Raw genomic sequence first — 18711 nt, 5'->3', positions numbered from 1 at the left:
CATGATTTTCCAGGCCAGGGACCGCCAGCGGTACGGGTAAACTGGGCCAGGCCTACGGGAACTAATGTCACAGAAATGGGGGCCGTAACTCATGAGCACTTTTGCACTACTTTTGATCGTGCTTGGCGTAGTTGTGTTTGGGGTTGCGATAAAGCAACACCAAACAGATAAGAATCAGGGAGATAAAACGGGGGTGATTGGCATTGTCTTATTCTCGATCGGGCTAGGGATCGCAAGTTGGTGAGATTAATAATCGGCATGCAACCCCGCTTCACTCGCAACCTCAAGGCCGCCCATGCGCCAGGCTTACTTTCCCTAGCGACCATCAATGGAGGTCGGCTGATGTGGAAGCTCCTATGGATAACACTTTTTCTATGGCCACTGAGCGGTGCCGCTTCTAATGTGGATAAAGCGACCATGGTGAGCCAGCTGACTCAAGAGCAGTTGGATCGGATAAACAGCACAGCAATGTCCCGAACTCGCCCGGAAGAAACTACCCCCACCTACAGGCCCAACGATCTTTGGAGGTGCTATTTGGATGAAGCGCGCAACTAGGGGTCAGACCTTGTCTTTTGCCCACGAATCAAGGGAGAGGCAAAAGGCAAGGTCCAAAAGGCAAGGTCTGACCCCATGCAAGCACATGATTTTCCAGGCCAGGGACTGAAAGAAAGAGGACACCCACCTTCTTCCGGTTCTCTCGCAGTCATCCCAGCCGAGCGTAGCGAAGAGCCGGGATCGCAATAACGAGGTTCTAACCCGGCGCCGGAGTTCCCGGATAACCGCTACGCGGGTTCGGGGTTGACGACCGGCTCGGGATACGAACGAGCCCCGGTAGATACCGTCTTGCCCTATGTGGCGCAAGGGGGCGCGTGACGGGGTTGAGCTCGCCGCAGGAAAATACTCCCGGATCCGTGGGAGCTCAGCCCCCTGAGCGATCCGGCGCTCGACCCGACACCATCGGCCAGAGGGCTGGCCTCCCACAGCCCAGGACACCCCCTGTAGGTGGCTGCTTGCAGGCGAAGGCTCCTGCCCGGGTCCGGCTTTGGCGGGGGCTTCGCTTGCGAGCAAGCTCCTACAGGGGACCGTGAGGGCCCGGGGCCCGACCTTGCCTTTTGCCCATGCTTCGACACCCCCGTACGTACCCAGATCTTGTTGGAGGACTCTCCGCGATGAGCCAGGAAGATCCGCGAGGGATGTTCCGATCTTGCGGGTTGGCTTCCAGCCTCGCAGGGGCAAAAGGCACGATCTGAGGCCGTGCCGCGTGCTGCCCTGCCCCGTTGACTGCGTTACCGAAGCGCCTTGTATGCGCCTTTCATTGTCCGGGACGAGTGGCTATAAGAAGAGTTATCCGAACGCACAGAAACCCGCCAACGCGGAACGACGCATGGGCATGCGTCAGACAGGATTGGAGGCGTCGCCATGGCCACTTCGAGCACCGATGAACTGCTTCGCAATAATGAGCAATACACCAGTGGCCAGCCGGTCCACGAACCCAGCCACCCCGGCGAGCAGCCCATCCAGCCGTCGCGGCGCGTGGCGGTCGTGGCCTGTATGGACGCGCGCCTGGATGTAGAGGACCTGCTGGGTTTGCAGACCGGCGAGGCACACATCATCCGCAACGCAGGCGGCGTCGTGACCGAGGATGCGATCCGCTGCCTGATCATTTCGCATCACTTGCTGAATACCAATGAGATCATCCTCATCCACCACACGCGTTGCGGAATGCTCGCCTTTACCGACGACCTTCTCAAAGCCGGTCTCGAGGGTGATGCGGCAGCGGAGCAGCTGCTCGGTCAGGCGACCGGTCGCACCTTCATCAGTACTGGGCAGGCCTCAAGTAGTCCGGCCGCTTTCCACGCTTTTCGCGGTCCGCTCGAACCACTGGATTCGCCGCGCGACGACAACAACATGGAGCGCCTGGCGTGGGACGTCCGGCGGGGTATGTCGGTGATCAAGAATCATCCCTGGCTGCCCAGCAGTGGGCCCGACGCGGTAACGGTGCGCGGTTTCATCTACGACGTCGACACCGGCAAGCTCGAGGAGGTCAGCTACCCCGGGCCGATGGGATCGATCGGCTGACCAGCGCGTTTGGGCATAGGCGTTCGGACCTACGGGGCCAGATCTTGCCTCTTGCCCGAAGCCGACCGGACAGGTGAAACCACAAAATCCAACCCCGCGCCGACCGAGAAAAACGGGGACAGATTTATTTTTCCGCGGCCAAAACGTCATCCCGGCCGGAGCGAGGCGGAGAATCGAGATCGCTGACGCTAACGCCTGCACCGCCGGCCGAGATTGCGGATAACCGGTTTGCGGTTTCCGGGATGGCGTTCAAACGCCACAAACCGTGAGCGGAGGTCTGGTGGCGGCCTAGTTCTTCTTCGACGCTCCACCAGGGAGGTGCAGCAGGCGTTCGCTTCGCCAGACCCGGACAACCCTTACCCGGTCGGGATCACGCCGGTACACGATGCGGAACGGTGGATGGACGAGCTCTCGCAGAAACGGCTGGTCAAATTCAGGCACTACCCTGCCGATGTCGGGGTGGTCGTTCAGGGCCTGAACTCGTTGGAAAATCTCTTGTACCAGTCTCTGTCCGACCTCCGGCACACCTTGCTCCGAGTACCACTCCTGCATCTGCTTGAGATCGCGCAGGGCGGATTCGGCAAACGTGATCGTATGCCGGGCATATTGCTAGTTGAGACCGAGCTGCGCCCTGGCCTCGTCCAGCGAGACTTCCCGACCGCCCTCCAGGTCCGCCAGACCCGCCACGACGGCCCGCATGAACTCCCGCTCTTCCTCGGCCTTTTCGTAATCCGCCACCGACTGCACCACGGCAACACCCCTGCCCCGACTCGTCAGCAGCACGGGCCGGTGAACCTCGGCCACGTGTTTCATAACCCGTCCGGGATTCGCCTTCAGGTCTGTCAGGGGGACCAGATCTTCGGAAAATTTGATCATCGCAATCCGCTCCATCATAAGCCGCCGTTAGGGCGGACTATAGCACCTGTTAAAAGGGCTATGGCGAGCACCCTGCGGAGGAAGAGAACACCCATCCTCTTCGAAGTGCCACACTGTCATCCCGGCCGGAGCGAAGCGCAGAGCCGGGATCTCTGACGTCCGCTCCTGCCTTGGCGCCCGAGATCCTGGATAACCGCTTTGCGGTTTTCGGGATGACGTTGCAGGCTGGACGAAAGGACAATTCCTGGAACGATCCGGCCGGTTGCCGCAGTTTGTGCGGTGTCTGGCAGTGGCGGAATACCCGTACGGTTTACGGGACGTACGCGAAGGCGTACTCTTGGTCGAAGCCCACACACTTGCGAGGTGCGCCATGACGGGAATTACGGCTACAGAGGCGCGCAGCAACCTCTACCGGCTGATCGACGAAACGGCGGAATCCCACGAGCCGATTGTGATCACCGGCAAGCGGAACAACGCAGTCCTGCTATCCGAGTCGGACTGGTCTGCGATTCAGGAGACCCTGTACCTGCTATCGGTGCCGGGTATGCGCGAGTCGATCCGCGAGGGCATGGATACTCCGGCGGATGAATGCCACGAGGAGCTGGATTGGTGACATGGAAGTTGGTCTACACCCGACAGGCTCAAAAGGATGCGAAGAAGCTGGCTGCCAGCGGCCTTAAGCCAAAGGCACATGAACTGCTGTCGCTGATCGCGGAAGATCCGTATCGAAAGCCCCCACCGTTCGAGAAGCTGGTGGGTGATCTCTCCGGCGCGTACTCGCGGCGCATCAATATTCACCGCCGGCTTGTGTACCAGGTGCTTGAAGACGACAGAGTGGTCAAGGTGATTCGTTTATGGAGCCACTACGAGTAAGCCGGCTACACGATTCCCCGGAAACGGGGACAGATTGATTTTCTCATGCGTGACGTGACGGCGGACGGCCTGGACGCCGCCGCTCAATGCGACAGCCGATGACCTGCTCCACCTCATCCACAAAACGCTGGTTGCCGGTGAGTTGGCCGCGCTGCAGCGCCTCGCGCATCAGCGACAATCGTTACCGGAAGAGGACATCCATCTTGTTTACATGCCGCAGCAGCCCCACCTCCCGCAGGAGCCCAGGCCTTCGGGCGGCGGGGCGCTGGATACGCCCGATCGGCGAGAGGGCTCGCCTCCTACAGTGATAGGGCCCCAGCCTCGAGAAAGAGGACACCCATCTTCTCCCTGGCGGCAGACCGCGTGGTCTCCGGGGTCAGACCTTGCTTTTTTCCCTTGGTCAGCTAAGGAGGCAAGAAGCAAGGTCTGACCCTCTACCACCTTCCCACCCATCTTCTTCCCTCACATCAGCGCTTCGGCTCGATCAGGCCCGGGTCGTCCTCGACCGGACGATTCACTCGGCTCGAAACGGCGTGATAGCGCAACATGTCCGGCGGAAAGCGGCGAGTCTTGGCCCGGATGTCGTCACGCTCGGACAGTCCCGGATCGAGCCAGTCCCACCGACACTGTGCGTCGAGTATCAGCGGTTGGCGGTCATGGATATGTGCAAGTGGATCGTTGGCGGGTTCAGTGATGATCGCGCAGCAGGCACCCCCATCGACCATGGGTTCCCAGATACCTGCCATCATCAGGATGTCCTGCGCTGCATCCTCGGTCAGGGTGATGTAGTGCGGCTGCTTGCCCTGTTCGGTCTTGCGCCATTCGTACCAACCGTCGGCCAGCACGATGCAACGCCGGTGCGCAAACGCTGATCGAAAATACCGACTGGTGGCGACCGTCTCGGCCCGAGCGTTGATCGGTCGCGGCCCGTCCTCGACGCGCCTCGGCCGAAAGCCCCAGAACATCGGCTGGAAGGCCGCTGGCGCATCCTCGCCGGCCCGGAACGCTTCCAGATGGGTGCCGGGGGCAACGTTGTACCTGGGTACGTCGAACCCCTCGTCGACGGGGACCTGGAAGTACCGCATGGCGAGTTCGCTGGTCGCGCTATAGCGCGTCATCCGTCCGCACATGGCGTCTCTCCCTCCTGGGGTCGTGGGGTTAGCAGCATTCTCGTGTGGCCGACCTCACGATCGCCTCCCAGTGCTGCTCCAGCATCATCACACCGGACATTGGTCCACCGCTGCGAGTGGGTCAGGTCTTGCTATCGTCCTCCGACTGGTTCCACGGGAGACGGCCCTCGATCTCCAGGTGCAGGGCAAACACGAGCAGTGTGCGTATGAGAATAATCAGGGCCAGCATGAGTACGTTTTCCATGGAGTACTCGATCGCTACGGTCATGATGATGTCGGCCGCGACCAGGAACTCCAGTCCGAGAATCAGCCCGCGCACGCTGCGACGGCGATAATCGACGTAGGCCTCGTGTGTGCTCATGCGGCGCATGTTCACCAGCCAAACCACTGTTGCCAGCACGAATCCACCGATGATCACGGCGATGCCGACTGCTTCGAGCCCTAGTACCAGTGCGTTGGCGATCTGAAGAAAGACATCGTTCATGTCTGCATCCTTTTCGGGTCAGCGACTTGCGGCAAGTCTACTGCCGGCGGTTGGTCGCCGCCCAATGTTGAACCGCCAGGAGTCTGTCGGGCCCGGGGAAGAACGGGGCTGAAGCGCGCCTCTTCCGTGGGGTGGTTTCGGTATGCTCGAAGGCATGTGCCCGCCCAAGGACCGCGAATCCGCATCCCTCGGCCGCGCGACCGCGACCTTCCGGTTGTATGCCGAGCTGAACGACTTCCTCGCGCCCGAACGGCGATACCAGAGCTTTGAACACGCGTTCGACGGAACCCCTTCGGTCAAGGACCGCATCGAGTCGCTGGGCGTGCCGCACACGGAGGTTGACCTGGTACTGGTCGACGGGCGGGCAGTGGATTTCGGCCACCGGCTGCGCGGCGGTGAGCGGGTGGCGGTCTACCCGGTGTTCGAGGCCTTCGACGTAGGCGACGTCTCCCGCCTGCGACCCCAGCCGCTGCGCGAACCACGCTTCATCCTCGATGTGCATCTGGGACGGCTGGCCGGTTACCTGCGTGCGCTGGGCTTCAACTGCCTGTATGCCAACGACTTCTCCGATGAGTTCATCATCCGCACCGCGCAGGACGAGCACCGCATTATCCTCACGCGTGACACTGGCCTGCTGAAGGACGGCCGGGTGACTCACGGGCGGTACGTGCACGCTACGGACCCATTGCAACAGCTTCGCGAGGTGGTCGACCGCTTTCAGCTCGCCGGGCTGTTCGAGCCGTTCTCGCGTTGCATGCGGTGTAACGGCGAGCTCCGGTCGATCGATGGCGCTGCACTCGCCGACTCGGTCGAGCCGAGCGAGGTGCCGCCCGGGGTGCTCGAGCGCTTCGGCGCATTCGTGCGCTGCAGCGGCTGCGGCCGGGTCTACTGGCGCGGCAGCCACTACGATCGACTGCGTCAGCGCTTTCGGTCGGTCGGCATCGACATCTGACCCTGTGCGGCCTGGCATGATCTCCGAGGTCACCAAGCCCCTGAAAACGGTGATCTGCAGGATGTTCAGAAGCCAATGCGCAGGCCCCGGATGGGGCGCGTTACACCCGGGAAACGGGGACAGATTGATTCTCTCATGCCTGACGTGACGGCGGACGGCCTGGACGCCGCCACTCAATGCGACAGCCCATGACCTGCTCCACCCCATCCACAAAACGCCGGTTGACGGTGAGTTGGCCGCGCTGCAGCGCCTCGCGCATCAGCGACAGCTTCTGTTCCGGGACGCCCTGCTCCACGAACCGCGCATACCGGACACGTCGTTCATCGTCATCATCCCCTCAACGTGCTCGCGCGCCGCGTGGCAGCAGCAATGCGCTCCGCGAGCATCTACAGGGGCAGCGTCGTTTGTCGGCTGGCTTCCAGCTGGGTGTTCCGTGACGCCGAGGCCAGCTTGGTGACGCGCACGCCCAGCAGTCGCAGCGGTTGACCCAGGTCGATCCGGCGCAAGCAGCCACGGGACGCGGCCAGAATCGCCTGAGGGTCGTCCGTCCACGTGTCCAGCGTAAGGTCGCGAGTAACCGTGCGGAAATCGCTATAGCGCAACTTGATCCCGATCGTCCGGCCCAAGTAGCCCTTGCTACGGAGATCCCCGGCAACCCGTTCGCATAGGGCCACCAGGATGCGAGTCAGCTCGTCCCGATCCGCCCGTGGATGCAGGTCCCGCTCGAAGGTGGACTCTCGGCTGATGGATTTAGGCTCCCGCTCGGTGACTACGGGGCTGTCGTCCCGGCCATGGGCCGCCTCGTGCAGCCACCAGGCATAGGTCTCGCCAAAATGCTGGCGCAACCGATACAGATCGGCCTTCGCCAAATCGCCAATCGAAACGATCCCCAGCGCTTTAAGGCGCTCGGTCGCCTTTGGCCCTATACCGTTCACCTTCCCCACCCCCAGCGCCCAGATGCGCGCCTCGAGGTCGCCTTCGCCCAGCACCGTCATCCCCGCCGGCTTCTCCAGATCCGAGGCGATCTTGGCCAGCAGCTTGTTCGCGGCCAGGCCGATGGAACAAGACAGCCCCGTCTCGGCCTGCACCGCATCCCGAATCCCTCGCGCCGTCACCACCGGATCGCCCTTCACGTCGGTCAGATCGATGAACAGCTCGTCGATGCCGCGATCCTCGACCTTATCGGCCCGCGCCCGGACCACCTGCTTGAACTGGCGCGAATAGGCCCGATAGGCATCGAAATCCGCCGGCAACAAAACCGCATCCGGCGCCAGCTGCCCCGCCTTCATCAGCCCCATCCCGGAATGCACCCCGAACGCCCGCGCCTCGTAGGTCGCCGTCGTCACCACGCCGCGCCCTCGATAATCGCCGAGCCGTTCGAACCGATACCGCCCATCTGCCCCTCGCTCCGGCACGGAGAGACGTCGCCCGCCGATCACCGCGGGCCGCCCCCGTAGCTCCGGATAGCGCAGCAGATCCACGGATGCATAAAACGCATCCATATCGAGATGAGCGATGGTTCTCACGGAATGCCAATCAGACCCGGACTCGGCTTTAAGGCACGCAGCACGCTGCGCGCCCTGAAGGGGCAGTCTAACAGCCAGCATCCCGACCACACCGATGAATTACCGCCCCATCCCACCCTACTGTGGGAGGCCAGCCTCTGGCCGAGGGGCATGGCTGGCGCTGGATCGACCAGAGGGCTGGCCTCCCACAACAGAGAAAGGAACAGAGAAAGAGGACACCCATCTTCTTCCTGGACGAGGCATTTCGCACCCGAAATGGGGCGATGACGCGCTCTGGCTCAGCGCGCGGCGACGCGAACGGGTCCCAGCCTAGACGAGCCCTTCGGCAACCGCTCGGGATCGCATTCCAGCGACGCAAGGGCGGCTGCGCGGCTCGCCACGCTCGAACAGAGAAAGAGGACACCCATCTTCTTCCTGGACGAGGCATTTCGCACCCGAAATGGGGCGATGACGCGCTCTGGCTCAGCGCGCGGCGACGCGAACGGGTCCCAGCCTAGACGAGCCCTTCGGCAACCGCTCGGGATCGCATTCCAGCGACGCAAGGGCGGCTGCGCGGCTCGCCACGCTCGCGCGGGCCGGACGACTAACCCAGCGCGTCGAGCAGCCGTGTCAGGTTGTCCCGGAACTGCTGCTGGCGCTCGGCCTCGGCCTCGCGGAACCGCGCATCCTGCTCGACCAGGGTGTTCAGGATCTGCCCGCCCGTGTCGACGGGATTGTCCAGGAACTGGAGCGCTGGCTGGCTGAAGCGTTCCTGGAGGGCCTCCACCAGTTGCTCGAGGCGCTGGGCCGCGCGGGAGTGTTCCGGCGCGTCCAGTTGCTGCGTCTGTTCGTAGGCCTGGGTCATGCGGTAGGTCTCGGTGCGCGTCATGTTCAGCTCCATCGACTGGAGCCGGTCGGTATCGAAACGCAGGTCCGGCAGCATCTCGAACGCCCGCTGGACATCGCCATGGAAGAATTCGTCCGCGAGCGAGCCGATATCGCGCACCAGCTCCTCGACGGCACGCAGTTCGTCCGGGTCCAGGTCACCCTGCACGGAGAACTGGTAGCCGCTCGCCGCGTACCGGCTGACATCCAGCCAGCTATCGGCTGCCCCGTCCTGCACCTGGACCTGGGTCTGCAGCCGCGCGTCCTGGACGCTCTGAAACCGGATCTGAACCTCCGCACCCGACTGGGTGGTGATGTTCAGTTCCAGGCTCTCGGCGCGCGAGAAGCGCTCGCTCATGGACAGGGCCGTGGTGCCGGCCAGGCTGCGCTCGGCGGGAGGCAGCCGGAGGTCTTCCAGGGCCGCGAAGGTCAGGCGTTCGGTCTCGTCCACGTCCTCGGCGATGCGGCCTTCCAACAGGTTGAGCCCCGACAGGATCTCCCGCGCCTCCCGAAAGCCCTGTTCCACGCCCTGGGTCGCCTGCTCCCTCAGCGCCTCCAGCTCGGCGCCCGACGCGCCGCGGGCCCGGGCATTCGCCAGCCCCATCTCCACGAAGGTCGCGATCCGGTCGGCCACCTTTTCCGGGGTGAAGTCGCTGGCATCCAGACGCTTGAGGCTGCCAAGGCTTTCGCCGGGGATGGCCCGCGCCAGGTTCTGCAGGATCTGATTCTGCAGGGCGTTCAGGCTGCGGCCGGAGCCGCCGTCGGCCTGCGCAAGGCCCTGGCGCGTAAAGCCAGACCGCTCTGCGGGGCCCTTTAGGGAGATTGGGTGGAAACTGGTATCGACAGGCATGGCGGCGCACTCACACACGGGGACGGGTACGGCGTTAACGGCCGCCGGTGGAGATTCTTTAGCCCACCTTCGGGGCAAGGGAGCATCCAGTGTGGGACGGTGGCCCCTCTAGCTCCGGGCGCCACAGCCTTATCCTGGCTGAGCGAATCGAGGAGCCGGAGCTCTGCAGTCGGCCCCTGCCCCGGTGCACGAGATCCCGGATAACCACTGGGCGTTGCTGGAATGACCGCCTAGTCGGAACACAGAAGGGCCTGTAGGAGGCTGCTTGCAGGCGAAGCCCCTGCCCGCGTCTGGCTTTGGCAGGGGCTTCGCCTGCAAGCAGGCTCCTACGGGGCCCCGGGTCTCTCAGGGCCATCGGGGTTGGTCAGGGGGCGCGGGTGCGAGCGAAATTGGTATTGTGCGCGGGTCAAAGGGCCAGGCCTGGGCTTTTTCCCTTGGCCAATCGCTGGGCCGAGCAGCAGGATTCGCTCTTGGGGTTCGGATTATCGCGAATCGGGTGGGAGTCCGATGGACTCACGCATCAGATCGAGTAGGCCCTCGACACTCGACGGATCCTCGGTATCGAACATGACGCCCGCGCCATGCTCATCCACCCGCATCACGATGCACTGCCAAACATAGGTCCGGCCGTCGGCGTCCTCTTCCGGGCTCACCGTAACTTTCAGTCTTGAATGCTCGGAGATACCTGAAACGGGCATCTCTACGTAAAGGCCGCTAAGGCTGACATCGCGGACCCACCCATTTGCCCGGAATGCGGGGGCACCCTGCAACGGCTGTACTTCCGCGGTCATGCGAACGCCCCTGCGTCGCCCTTCCCGAAGTTCCATCGACCACCCCTCTGCCGCGAACCCGCAAGCTACGACATTTTCATGTGCCTCACCCCTGACTGTAGAGCATCCGAATGCGGACCCGCGGCCGGACGGGCCGGGGCCGGATCTCTGCAATCGGGCCGGTTAGCCGGTGGGGTCGAGGATGGACGGGTCGTCGTTTTGTGGCCGGTTCACTCGGGTCGAAACGGGGTACGCCTGCAAGGCGCTGGGCGGCAGGCGCCGGGTGAGGTGACGAACCTGCTCGCGGTCCGTGATGGCGGGGTCCAGCCAATCCCAGCGGCATGTGGCGTCCAGCGCGAGGGGCTGTCGGGCGTGAATGAACGCCAGCTGCTCGGACGCGGGCTCGGTAATGATCGCGCAGCAGGCCCCACCCTCCGCGGTCGGCTCCCAGATGCCGGCGAGGAACAGCACGTCCTGCGGCGCGTCGTCGGTCAGGGTGATGAAATGCGGCTGCTTGCCCTGTCCGGTCAATTGCCACTCGAACCAGCCGTCCGCCGGGATGATGCAGCGCCGATGCGCGAAGGCACTGCGAAAGTACGGGCTGCTGGCTACCTTTTCCGCACGCGCGTTGATGGGCTGCGGCCCTTCGGTGACGCGTTTCGGCCGGAAGCCCCAGTGCATGGGCTGAAACGCGGCCTTGGCTTTGTCGCTCGCCCGGAACGCCTCGATGTCCGTGCCTGGCGCGACGTTGTACCGCGGGGCATCGAAGTCCTGGTCGATCCGGGTCTCGAAGTAGCGCCAGGCCAGTTCGCTGGTGGCCGAGTAGCGCGCAAATCGTCCACACATGTCGTCTCGCCTTACCGGGCCGTTGCGTCGATCCGCGCCTGCAGTCTTGCGATCCGTGCCGTGGCCCGGGGCCCGGATGCGAGTTGCCCGGCATACTGCAGCGCACGTTTCCAGTCCCGGCGCTGGTGCTCGTGGTACTTGGCCAGCGCCTCCAGTGCCTCCTGGACGCCCTGCTCCGCCAGTGCCTCCCAGACCGGCACGGCCTGATCATATCGCCCCTCGCGACGCCATTCGCGCGCGAGCCACAATCGGCCGGCCGGCGACAGCCGGTGCTGGTGGGATTCGAGCAGCCGCCGGGCGGTGTCCGTTCCCTGCAGGCGTTCCTGTACGCGCGCGGCGCCCTCCACCGATGCCCCATGCGCCGCGGGCTGTAACAGCACGGACGCCAGCGCCGGGCCCAGCAGGGTCAGGGACAGGATGTCGTCGGTGTTGTGCCGGACGACGCGTTCCAGCTCCTCGCTGCGCCCGGAGGCAAGATAGGCCTTCCAGGCCCACGGAGCCTCGGACCCGGGCAGGTCGTCCTGACGAGCGAGCCCCAGCAGGCGCTCCTCGACCGTTCGCAGGCGACAGTCCGGCCAGGCGTGGCCGTACAGGCTGCGCACCGGGTGCAGGAGATCGGTATGCGCAGTCTCCGGTGCATCCGGGCGGCGCTGCATGCGACGACGATCGCGTAACAGCGGCAGGTCGAAGGTCTTGCCGTTGTAGCTGACGAGGTGGTCGCACTCGCTTAGCGCGGCGTCGACCGCTTCCAGCAGGGCGCCCTCGCCCGCGAACGCCGTCATCAGCCACTGACGCAGGCGGACCCGGCCATCCTGGAGGGTCGCCAGCCCGACCAGAAACGCGACCGTCCCGGCACCCCCGGCGAGGCCCGTGGTCTCGGTATCGATAAAACCCACGCGCCGATCGGCGTGCCAGAACGGCATTGCCGGTTCGCGCGCCCGGGCCAGGGTATGTCGGCCATGGGCGTGGAGATCCGGCATCGCGCGATCGAGCTGGATCACTTGCGGTGCCAGGAGTTCGCCATCCAGGCGCCTGGCCAGTTCCTCGGGCGGGATGGCGGATTCGGCGGCTGTACGGTTCGGCCGTGTTCGCCCGGTCCCCGCCACACCCATACGGTCGAGCCGGGCCCGGATCTCGTCCAGCACGTTGCCCGTGTCCGATGCGGTGCCGGCAGTACGAGAATCGGCCGAGGTCCGGCCAGGGGCCGGCGGTTCGCTACCGGACTGGCGGCGCAGCGTGTTCAGGCGGTCATGCAGACCCATGGGATTCCAGGCCCTCGAGGACCTTGATCGCGGCCTGTTTCGGCGAGAACCCGCGCACCTCGTCACTGGCCAGGATGGGCCCGATGCAGCCCGGACAGCCGTGGGCACAGTCGCATTGCCGGATCAGGCTCAGTGCGTCGCGAATGACCCGTTGGCACGCATCGAACAGGGGCGCGGACAGGCCGACGCCGCCCGGATAGTGGTCGTACAGGAACACGGCCGGGCGGAAGCGCCCTTCCTGGTCCGGATCGCACTCGCCGCCATCCAGCGTGCGCAACTGGCCGCGGCCGTTCGCGCCCACGGTGGCAAACCAGCGGGCATCACCATCGCCCACCGCCCGGCCCAGATCCTGCGGCTCGGACATCACCACCAGTGCGGCCACGTGATGCATGGCGTAGGCGGCACCGAGAAAGCCATCCAGGGCCTCGTGGCGAGAGGCGAAGCGCTGTTCCAGCGCCTCGGGTGCCATCTGCCACCAGACAGCGGTGGTGTGCATCTCCTGGTCCGGCAGGTGGATGTTGCCGTACCCGATGTTCTCGTGGGTGTAGTAGCGGATCTTCTTGTACCCCGGGATGCGCCGGACGATGTGCACCTCGCCGCGGGCGGCCTCACCTTCGCCTGCGGGTGAACGCTCGAAGTCATCCAGGATCTTCAGACGCGTGTAGTCGATCGCGTCGGTGTAGTAGTCCGCGCGGGTGCGCGTGACGAACGCCTTGCGCCCGGTCCAATCCAGCCGCTCGACCTGGTAGGGCACGGCCTGCACCAAGTAGATCGCCCCTTCGTACAGCGTCTCGGCCGCGCTGGAGAAGTCCACCTCGGCGATGATCTGCTGCCGGCCCTCGGTGGTATCCACGACCACGAAGTTGCCCTCGGCGACCGACCGCAGGCTAACGCTCTGGGCGGGGTAGCTGTCCTCGGTCCAGTGCCAGGTATCCGACTCGCGGTGCAGCACACCTTGCTCCTCCAGATAGGCCAGCAGCGACTCCAGGTCCTCGCCGCCGAAGGTCTCGCCCTTGCGAAACGGCAGTTCGAAGGCCGCACAGCGCACGTGATCCAGCAGGATCAGAAGCTGATCCGGCGCGATACGCGCCTGCTCCGGGGACTGGCCGAGGAAGAATTCCGGGTTGCGAATGATGTACTGGTCCAGCGGATCGGAACTGGCGACCAGCACCCCCAGCGACGGGCGGTTGCGCCGGCCGGCCCGGCCCAGGCGCTGCCACGTGCTGGCAATGGTCCCGGGGTACCCGGTCAGCAGGCAGACATCCAGGCTGCCGATATCCACCCCCAGCTCCAGCGCAGAGGTGGCGATGACGCAATCGACGTTGCCGCTGCGCAGCGCCTTCTCGGTCTGGCGGCGCTCGTTCGGGAGATAGCCACCCCGATAGGCCGCGACCCGCGAGGCCTTGCGCGGGTCGTTGTCGAACACGTCCTTCATGTAGCGGGTGATCACCTCGACCATCAGCCGGGTGCGCGCAAAGATGATGGTGGTGAGCTTGCCGCGCAGGGCCATGCGCGCAATCCGCGTGACCTGGGAACGGGCCGAGGCGCGGATGCCGAGGTCCGCATTGACCACCGGCGGGTTCCACAGCAGCAGGTGGCGTTCCCCGGCCGGTGCCCCGCTCTCGGTGATCGCCGTCACCGGCTCGCCGACCAGACCCGAGGCCAGTTCTTCCGGGTTGGCAATGGTGGCCGAGCTCATGATGAAAACCGGGTCCGCCCCATAGAACCGACAGATACGGCGCAGCCGCCGCATCACGTTCGCCACGTGGGAACCGAACACGCCGCGATAGGTGTGCGTCTCGTCGATCACCACGTACTGCAGGCTCTCGAAGAACTGGGCCCACTTGGTGTGGTGTGGCAGGACGCCCTGGTGAAGCATGTCCGGGTTGGTGACGACGATGTCGCCCCGGGTGCGCACCGCCTTGCGGGCATCCCCCGGGGTATCCCCGTCGAAGGTATAGGCGCGCACACCGAGGTCCCCGGCCTCGTTCAGTTCCATGAGCTCCGCGACCTGGTCCTGCGAGAGCGCCTTGGTCGGGAACAGGTACAACGCCTTGGCCTTGTTCTCGCGGGCTGCCTGCAGGACCGGCAGGTTGTAGCAAAGCGTCTTGCCCGAGGCGGTCGGCGTGACCACCACGGTGTGGCGGCCGGCGCGGATCTGATCCCAGGCCTCGCGCTGGTGGCTGTACAGCTGCTCCACGCCCCGCGACCGGAGGGCGCCGGCAATGGCCGGGTCCAGATCCACTGGGAGATCCGCATACTGCGCGGGCCGCGCCGGCAGGACCAGTTCACCGGTAATGCGCTTGGCGTAACGCTCCTTGATGCGCTCGACCAGGCGTCGTGCACCCGCCTCGCCACCCTGGGGTTCGGCGCTCAGCTCGGGGACAGAATCTTCGTGGATGACGCACGCCGGTTCGGTCATGGCAATCTTCTCGCGGGAGCCGTACAGTGGCGATCATAGCCCGGAGAACAAACGGAGAACAATGTTCCCGGTCCAGCACGATCCAACACCAGGAGAGCGGATGCCATGGAGGCACTGACCCCGCACCAGCGTCGGGTGCTCGAGGCCCTGCAGCGCTTCGCGGCGGAGGGGCACGCCCCGAGCCTGGAAGAGCTGGCACAGGCGCTGGGGTTGCGCTCGCGCGGCTCGCTGCACAAGCACATCCGGGCGCTGGAAGCCGCGGGCTACGTCCAGCCTGCCCGGGGCCGTCATCGCGGCATCCGGCTGGCCAATGAACTGCCGGCGCTCACGGATACCCAATACCCCGCAACGGATGGGGACACGTGGACCCCGAACACCCTGCCCCTGCTGGGCCGGATCGCGGCGGGCCAGCCCATCGATGCCCTGGCGCATCCCGAGCCCGTGGAGGTACCCGCCCACCTGCGCGGGCGCGGCGAGTGCTACGTGCTCAAGGTGAAGGGCGACTCGATGCAGGATGTCGGCATCCTGGACGGAGACTGGGTGGTCATCGAGTCGCGCAGCGAAGCCCGCAACGGCGAGATCGTGGTCGCCCTGATCGATAACGGAGTCGCCACGCTGAAGCGGATCGAACAGAAGCCGGGTGGCGTCCTGCTGCATGCGGAGAACCCGGCCTACACACCCCTTTTCGTCACCCCGGACCAGCTGCGCATCCAGGGGGTGCTCGTCGGCCAGATGCGCCGTTACCGCCCGGTCTAGGTGGGATCTATCGATAGGTTGTAGGGGTGGCACCCCAGATTCCCCAATCCTGCGTTGCGCCGCTTGCGGGTAGAACCACTACCCGCTGGACGACGACACTTTACGTTCGCGCCAACGAAGACCGAGGACCGCCGGTTCCTTCGGCGTTACTGCGAGCAGAGGCCGCCGTCAACAACATACGTGTTGCCAGTGCAGCCCGAAGCAGCGTCAGACAGCAGGAAAACCGCCATACCGGCACACTCCTCGTTGCTGACGTAGCGGCCCAGCGGAATGCGTGCCTCGAAGGCCTGGTGCACCTCGTCGGCGTGACCGGGCTTCGCTTGCTCCTCTATGGACTGCATCATGCGATTCGCGACCGGCCCCGGGTTGAGTGTATTCACACGGATGTTCTCCGGCCCCAGCTCAGCGGCCAGGCACTTCATCATGCCGACCACCGCATGCTTGCTGGACACGTACGGCGACAAGCCCACGGCGCCGCGCAGCCCGGCCACGCTGGAGGTGATCACGATACTCCCGCCGCTGCCACGTCGCAGCGCCGGCAAAGCGGCCTCCGCGCCCAGGCGCACGCCCTGCACGTTGACGGCGAAGACCTTCTCCCAGGCTGCATCGGAGCGGCTTTCGAATGGGCCGACCTCGCCCTCGATCCCGGCGTTGAGGAACACCCCGTCGAGACGGCCGAAGCGTTCCAGCGCGGCCGCCACCATGCGCTCGTTATCCTCACGCTGAGTGACGTCCACCGCCATCCCGATCGCCCGCTCACCCAGGGACCGGGCGATGGCTTCGACCGGTCCGGTCTCGCGGTCGGTAATCACCAGGCTGGCACCCTGCTCGTACGCCATGCGCGCAGTGCACTCGCCGATACCTCCGGCGCCACCGGTAATTGCGATCACCTTTCCTTCCAGACCCCTCATGCTGCTTCTCCTGATCACAAACGCTCCGAGAACAATCCCATTATTCGCTCGGTCCGGTCCAACACCAACCAAGAGGCCACCCACCCCTGGTCAGATCCAGCATCGCAACCGTGCCCGGCAAGCTCTCCAGCCAGTCCGGAACACCACAAGTCTCCTGCAGAAGCCTGCTTGCAGGCGAATACCCGGCCCGCTCGGCTTTGGCCGGGGCTTGGCCTGCAGGCAGGCGCCCACCGCGCCCAGAATCCCTCAGGGCTATGGGAGAGGCATCTGGGGCACACGATCCTGCGGTGCGCCCGCCGCCGCGATCAAAACCGGCGTCGTGAGGTCCGGTTAGGGAAACGCTGATCGATGTACCCACTCGCGTGGGTGCCACAGGTTTTCCGAGACCAGGCGCGACGCGCAGCGGGTAGCGGTTCTACCCCCGCGTCTTTGATGCATTCGGGGCGCAACACAGGATCGGGGAGCCGGGCAAACCAATCCCGTGGCCGAGATGGCGTGAGTCAGGTCCCCGATGCCACGACCTTGAGGGGCCCGTGGTCGTCGCAGTGGTCACCATGGGGGTGATGCAGGTGGCCATCTACCAGGTAATCGACGTGGTCCCCGTGCGGAACGGGCTCGTGGCCGCAGCCGGGACCGTGCACGTGATTCGGGTCATGACCTTGGCACTGGTGGTCCGGGGTGCAGTGATCCGGGTTCGTTTCGCTCACCTCGATGACATGCTCGTCAACATGGTCGCCATGCGGATGGTGGAGATGGCCATCATGCAAGTAATCGACGTGTCCGTTGTGCTCCACCGCGGTGTGTCCGCAGCCGGGTCCGTGTTCATGCTCGTGATTCGGATGTTCCTGGCAACTCATGACGCTCCCTCCTGCTGGACTAGGCAATTGCACCCTTTAGGGAAACACTGATCCATGTTTTAGGTGTCCGTGGCGATTTCCTCAACTCGTTGGTTGATACGACGTCACAGCAAGTTCCGTACGTTGTGCTGATCAATGACAAGGTTGGCTGCCGGTAACCGGCCGATACGGCCGCGAAGAGCCGGACTCTCTGACGTCACCCCGCCTGTCCCCAAGGGCCGTTAACCGCTGCGCGGATTCCGATCGGCCCGGGACACCAAAAGCCTCCTGCAGGGGCCTGCTTGCAGGCGAATCCCCTGCCCGCGCCCGACTTTTGACGGGTCTTCGTCTGCAGGCAGGCGCCTACTGGGCCCAGAATCTCTCAGGGCTATGGGGCGTGATCAGGGGTACACGGGAATGCGGATCGTCCGCAGCTGCGATCAAAACCGGCGACGTGTGGTCGGAAAGAGACCTTTGTGCCGATGGCGAGCGACCCAGCCGATGACTTCTCCGAATGTGGAACGCGACCGAACCGTCGATCCCGCCGAGGTGGAGCGCTACCGCGCCCTGGCCGAGATGTGGTGGCAACCGGATGGAAGACTCTGGCCCCTGCACGTGCTCAACCAACTGCGCAGCGACTACATCCGGGATCAGCTCTGTCAGTCACTCGGACGGGACCGGGAGGCTACGCATCCCCTCGCCGGCCTGCGCATGCTCGACATCGGCTGTGGCGGCGGGTTGTTGAGCGAGGCCATGGCCCGCCTGGGCGCGGATGTACTGGGCGTGGACGTCGTTGACCGCAACGTTGCCGCTGCGCGGCTTCATGCCGCGGAGCAGGGCCTGGATATCGGGTACGAAGTGAACACCGCGGAGGCCCTCGCCGCGCGTGGCGAGACCTTCGATGTGATCCTGAACATGGAGGTGGTCGAACATGTGGCGGACCTGCCCGCGTTCATGGGGAGCGTCAACCGCATGCTGCGTCCCGGCGGGCACACCTTCGTGGCCACCATCAATCGCAATCCGGTCTCGTTCGTGGTGGCGATTGTCGGGGCGGAGTATCTGTTCCGCATCCTGCCCCGGGGCACTCATCAGTGGAAGCGCTTTGTGACGCCGCGGGAAACGCGGGACCTGCTGGCGCGCGACGGCCTGGAGCCTGTGGCGCAGACGGGAGTCAAGGTGAATCCGCTTTCCCGCCGGATGTGGCTGTCGAGATCGATGAGTGTCAATTACATGATCCTGGCACAGAAGTCCGAAGCCTGAAGGACAAGTCCGCC

General features: G+C 64.8%; 19 protein-coding genes and 1 pseudogene. 7 read left to right on the top strand and 13 right to left on the bottom strand.

Annotated features, from left to right (window positions below):
- The first annotated feature begins 1419 nt into the window (after positions 1-1419).
- A complete protein-coding gene (locus H609_RS0105335) occupies positions 1420-2079 on the top strand; it encodes a carbonic anhydrase (RefSeq protein ID WP_028484484.1) in 660 nt (219 codons plus the stop codon).
- 288 nt (positions 2080-2367) lie between these two features.
- Here the strand turns inward: H609_RS0105335 and H609_RS0105330 are convergent, their stop codons facing one another.
- Together H609_RS0105330 and H609_RS0105325 are read right to left on the bottom strand one after the other, a co-directional pair.
- Positions 2368-2670 carry a type II toxin-antitoxin system RelE/ParE family toxin gene (locus H609_RS0105330; RefSeq protein ID WP_028484483.1) on the bottom strand — a complete coding sequence of 101 codons (303 nt, stop codon included), beginning with the start codon at positions 2668-2670 and terminating at the stop codon, positions 2368-2370.
- 18 nt (positions 2671-2688) lie between these two features.
- A complete protein-coding gene (locus H609_RS0105325; RefSeq protein WP_028484482.1) occupies positions 2689-2973 on the bottom strand; it encodes a type II toxin-antitoxin system Phd/YefM family antitoxin in 285 nt (94 codons plus the stop codon).
- Between the two features lie 352 nt (positions 2974-3325).
- Between H609_RS0105325 and H609_RS0105320 the strand changes: the two genes are divergently transcribed.
- Together H609_RS0105320 and H609_RS0105315 are read left to right on the top strand one after the other, a co-directional pair.
- Positions 3326-3568 (top strand): type II toxin-antitoxin system Phd/YefM family antitoxin, encoded by a 243-nt coding sequence (locus H609_RS0105320; protein ID WP_018139194.1) that lies wholly within the window; start codon positions 3326-3328, stop codon positions 3566-3568.
- Positions 3565-3828, top strand: coding sequence for a Txe/YoeB family addiction module toxin (locus H609_RS0105315; protein WP_028484481.1), 264 nt, complete (start codon positions 3565-3567; stop codon positions 3826-3828). Before H609_RS0105320 ends, H609_RS0105315 begins: the two co-directional genes overlap by 4 nt.
- A 43-nt stretch (positions 3829-3871) precedes the next feature.
- Here H609_RS0105315 and H609_RS14325 read toward each other — a convergent pair whose 3' ends face one another.
- The 3 genes from H609_RS14325 to H609_RS0105300 form a co-directional block, all read right to left on the bottom strand.
- Positions 3872-3997: a hypothetical protein gene (locus H609_RS14325; RefSeq protein WP_018879056.1), complete on the bottom strand. Its 126-nt coding sequence runs from the start codon at positions 3995-3997 to the stop codon at positions 3872-3874.
- Positions 3998-4295: 298 nt separating this feature from the next.
- Positions 4296-4946: an SOS response-associated peptidase gene (locus H609_RS0105305; protein ID WP_028484480.1), complete on the bottom strand. Its 651-nt coding sequence runs from the start codon at positions 4944-4946 to the stop codon at positions 4296-4298.
- A 133-nt stretch (positions 4947-5079) separates the two neighbouring features.
- Positions 5080-5442 carry a DUF1622 domain-containing protein gene (locus H609_RS0105300; protein ID WP_017942547.1) on the bottom strand — a complete coding sequence of 121 codons (363 nt, stop codon included), beginning with the start codon at positions 5440-5442 and terminating at the stop codon, positions 5080-5082.
- 142 nt (positions 5443-5584) lie between these two features.
- On the opposite strand from H609_RS0105300, the gene H609_RS0105295 reads away from it, so the two are divergent.
- Positions 5585-6394 carry a Mut7-C RNAse domain-containing protein gene (locus H609_RS0105295; RefSeq protein ID WP_028484479.1) on the top strand — a complete coding sequence of 270 codons (810 nt, stop codon included), beginning with the start codon at positions 5585-5587 and terminating at the stop codon, positions 6392-6394.
- Between the two features lie 133 nt (positions 6395-6527).
- On the opposite strand, the pseudogene H609_RS14385 reads toward H609_RS0105295, so the two are convergent.
- The 7 genes and pseudogenes from H609_RS14385 to H609_RS0105260 form a co-directional block, all read right to left on the bottom strand.
- A pseudogene (locus H609_RS14385) lies at positions 6528-6728 on the bottom strand (transposase); the annotation flags it as partial.
- 52 nt (positions 6729-6780) lie between these two features.
- Positions 6781-8001: a DNA polymerase IV gene (dinB, locus tag H609_RS0105285; RefSeq protein ID WP_231369967.1), complete on the bottom strand. Its 1221-nt coding sequence runs from the start codon at positions 7999-8001 to the stop codon at positions 6781-6783.
- A gap of 502 nt (positions 8002-8503) precedes the next feature.
- Positions 8504-9634 carry a DUF5610 domain-containing protein gene (locus H609_RS0105280; RefSeq protein ID WP_028484477.1) on the bottom strand — a complete coding sequence of 377 codons (1131 nt, stop codon included), beginning with the start codon at positions 9632-9634 and terminating at the stop codon, positions 8504-8506.
- A gap of 482 nt (positions 9635-10116) precedes the next feature.
- Positions 10117-10461 carry a PilZ domain-containing protein gene (locus tag H609_RS0105275; RefSeq protein WP_028484476.1) on the bottom strand — a complete coding sequence of 115 codons (345 nt, stop codon included), beginning with the start codon at positions 10459-10461 and terminating at the stop codon, positions 10117-10119.
- A 126-nt stretch (positions 10462-10587) separates the two neighbouring features.
- A complete protein-coding gene (locus H609_RS0105270; RefSeq protein ID WP_028484475.1) occupies positions 10588-11250 on the bottom strand; it encodes an SOS response-associated peptidase in 663 nt (220 codons plus the stop codon).
- 11 nt (positions 11251-11261) lie between these two features.
- Positions 11262-12512 carry a ribonuclease H-like domain-containing protein gene (locus H609_RS0105265; RefSeq protein WP_028484474.1) on the bottom strand — a complete coding sequence of 417 codons (1251 nt, stop codon included), beginning with the start codon at positions 12510-12512 and terminating at the stop codon, positions 11262-11264.
- Complete coding sequence (locus H609_RS0105260; RefSeq protein WP_028484473.1) at positions 12499-14934, bottom strand: DEAD/DEAH box helicase; 2436 nt, start codon at positions 14932-14934, stop codon at positions 12499-12501. The genes H609_RS0105265 and H609_RS0105260 overlap by 14 nt, the downstream gene beginning before the upstream one ends.
- Before the next feature lie 105 nt (positions 14935-15039).
- Between H609_RS0105260 and lexA the strand changes: the two genes are divergently transcribed.
- Positions 15040-15690, top strand: a complete 651-nt coding sequence (lexA, locus tag H609_RS0105255) for a transcriptional repressor LexA (RefSeq protein WP_028484472.1) — start codon at positions 15040-15042, stop codon at positions 15688-15690.
- A 146-nt stretch (positions 15691-15836) separates the two neighbouring features.
- Here lexA and H609_RS0105250 read toward each other — a convergent pair whose 3' ends face one another.
- On the bottom strand, positions 15837-16601 hold the full coding sequence (locus H609_RS0105250) for an SDR family NAD(P)-dependent oxidoreductase (RefSeq protein ID WP_026280214.1): 765 nt from the start codon (positions 16599-16601) through the stop codon (positions 15837-15839).
- Positions 16602-17134: 533 nt separating this feature from the next.
- Between H609_RS0105250 and H609_RS14380 the strand changes: the two genes are divergently transcribed.
- Together H609_RS14380 and ubiG are read left to right on the top strand one after the other, a co-directional pair.
- Positions 17135-17509 carry a hypothetical protein gene (locus tag H609_RS14380; protein ID WP_018875403.1) on the top strand — a complete coding sequence of 125 codons (375 nt, stop codon included), beginning with the start codon at positions 17135-17137 and terminating at the stop codon, positions 17507-17509.
- 429 nt (positions 17510-17938) lie between these two features.
- Positions 17939-18697: a bifunctional 2-polyprenyl-6-hydroxyphenol methylase/3-demethylubiquinol 3-O-methyltransferase UbiG gene (gene ubiG, locus H609_RS0105240; RefSeq protein WP_028484471.1), complete on the top strand. Its 759-nt coding sequence runs from the start codon at positions 17939-17941 to the stop codon at positions 18695-18697.
- Positions 18698-18711: the final 14 nt, after the last annotated feature.

The organism is Thioalkalivibrio sp. ALE17 (assembly GCF_000425605.1).
GTDB lineage: Bacteria > Pseudomonadota > Gammaproteobacteria > Ectothiorhodospirales > Ectothiorhodospiraceae > Thioalkalivibrio.
Note: the sequence above shows the minus strand (reverse complement) of the source record. Positions and strands in the feature narration are given on the sequence as shown.

Coding starts and splice junctions, on each gene's coding strand:
- ubiG (WP_028484471.1), top strand. CDS start 17,939: ATGACTTCTCCGAATGTGGAACGCGACCGAACCGTCGATCCCGCCGAG.
- H609_RS0105295 (WP_028484479.1), top strand. CDS start 5,585: ATGCTCGAAGGCATGTGCCCGCCCAAGGACCGCGAATCCGCATCCCTC.
- H609_RS0105260 (WP_028484473.1), bottom strand. CDS start 14,934: ATGACCGAACCGGCGTGCGTCATCCACGAAGATTCTGTCCCCGAGCTG.
- H609_RS0105300 (WP_017942547.1), bottom strand. CDS start 5,442: ATGAACGATGTCTTTCTTCAGATCGCCAACGCACTGGTACTAGGGCTC.
- H609_RS0105320 (WP_018139194.1), top strand. CDS start 3,326: ATGACGGGAATTACGGCTACAGAGGCGCGCAGCAACCTCTACCGGCTG.
- lexA (WP_028484472.1), top strand. CDS start 15,040: ATGGAGGCACTGACCCCGCACCAGCGTCGGGTGCTCGAGGCCCTGCAG.
- H609_RS0105275 (WP_028484476.1), bottom strand. CDS start 10,461: ATGGAACTTCGGGAAGGGCGACGCAGGGGCGTTCGCATGACCGCGGAA.
- H609_RS0105265 (WP_028484474.1), bottom strand. CDS start 12,512: ATGGGTCTGCATGACCGCCTGAACACGCTGCGCCGCCAGTCCGGTAGC.
- H609_RS0105335 (WP_028484484.1), top strand. CDS start 1,420: ATGGCCACTTCGAGCACCGATGAACTGCTTCGCAATAATGAGCAATAC.
- H609_RS0105325 (WP_028484482.1), bottom strand. CDS start 2,973: ATGATGGAGCGGATTGCGATGATCAAATTTTCCGAAGATCTGGTCCCC.
- H609_RS0105280 (WP_028484477.1), bottom strand. CDS start 9,634: ATGCCTGTCGATACCAGTTTCCACCCAATCTCCCTAAAGGGCCCCGCA.
- H609_RS0105270 (WP_028484475.1), bottom strand. CDS start 11,250: ATGTGTGGACGATTTGCGCGCTACTCGGCCACCAGCGAACTGGCCTGG.
- H609_RS0105250 (WP_026280214.1), bottom strand. CDS start 16,601: ATGAGGGGTCTGGAAGGAAAGGTGATCGCAATTACCGGTGGCGCCGGA.
- dinB (WP_231369967.1), bottom strand. CDS start 8,001: ATGCTGGCTGTTAGACTGCCCCTTCAGGGCGCGCAGCGTGCTGCGTGC.
- H609_RS0105305 (WP_028484480.1), bottom strand. CDS start 4,946: ATGACGCGCTATAGCGCGACCAGCGAACTCGCCATGCGGTACTTCCAG.
- H609_RS14325 (WP_018879056.1), bottom strand. CDS start 3,997: ATGCGCGAGGCGCTGCAGCGCGGCCAACTCACCGGCAACCAGCGTTTT.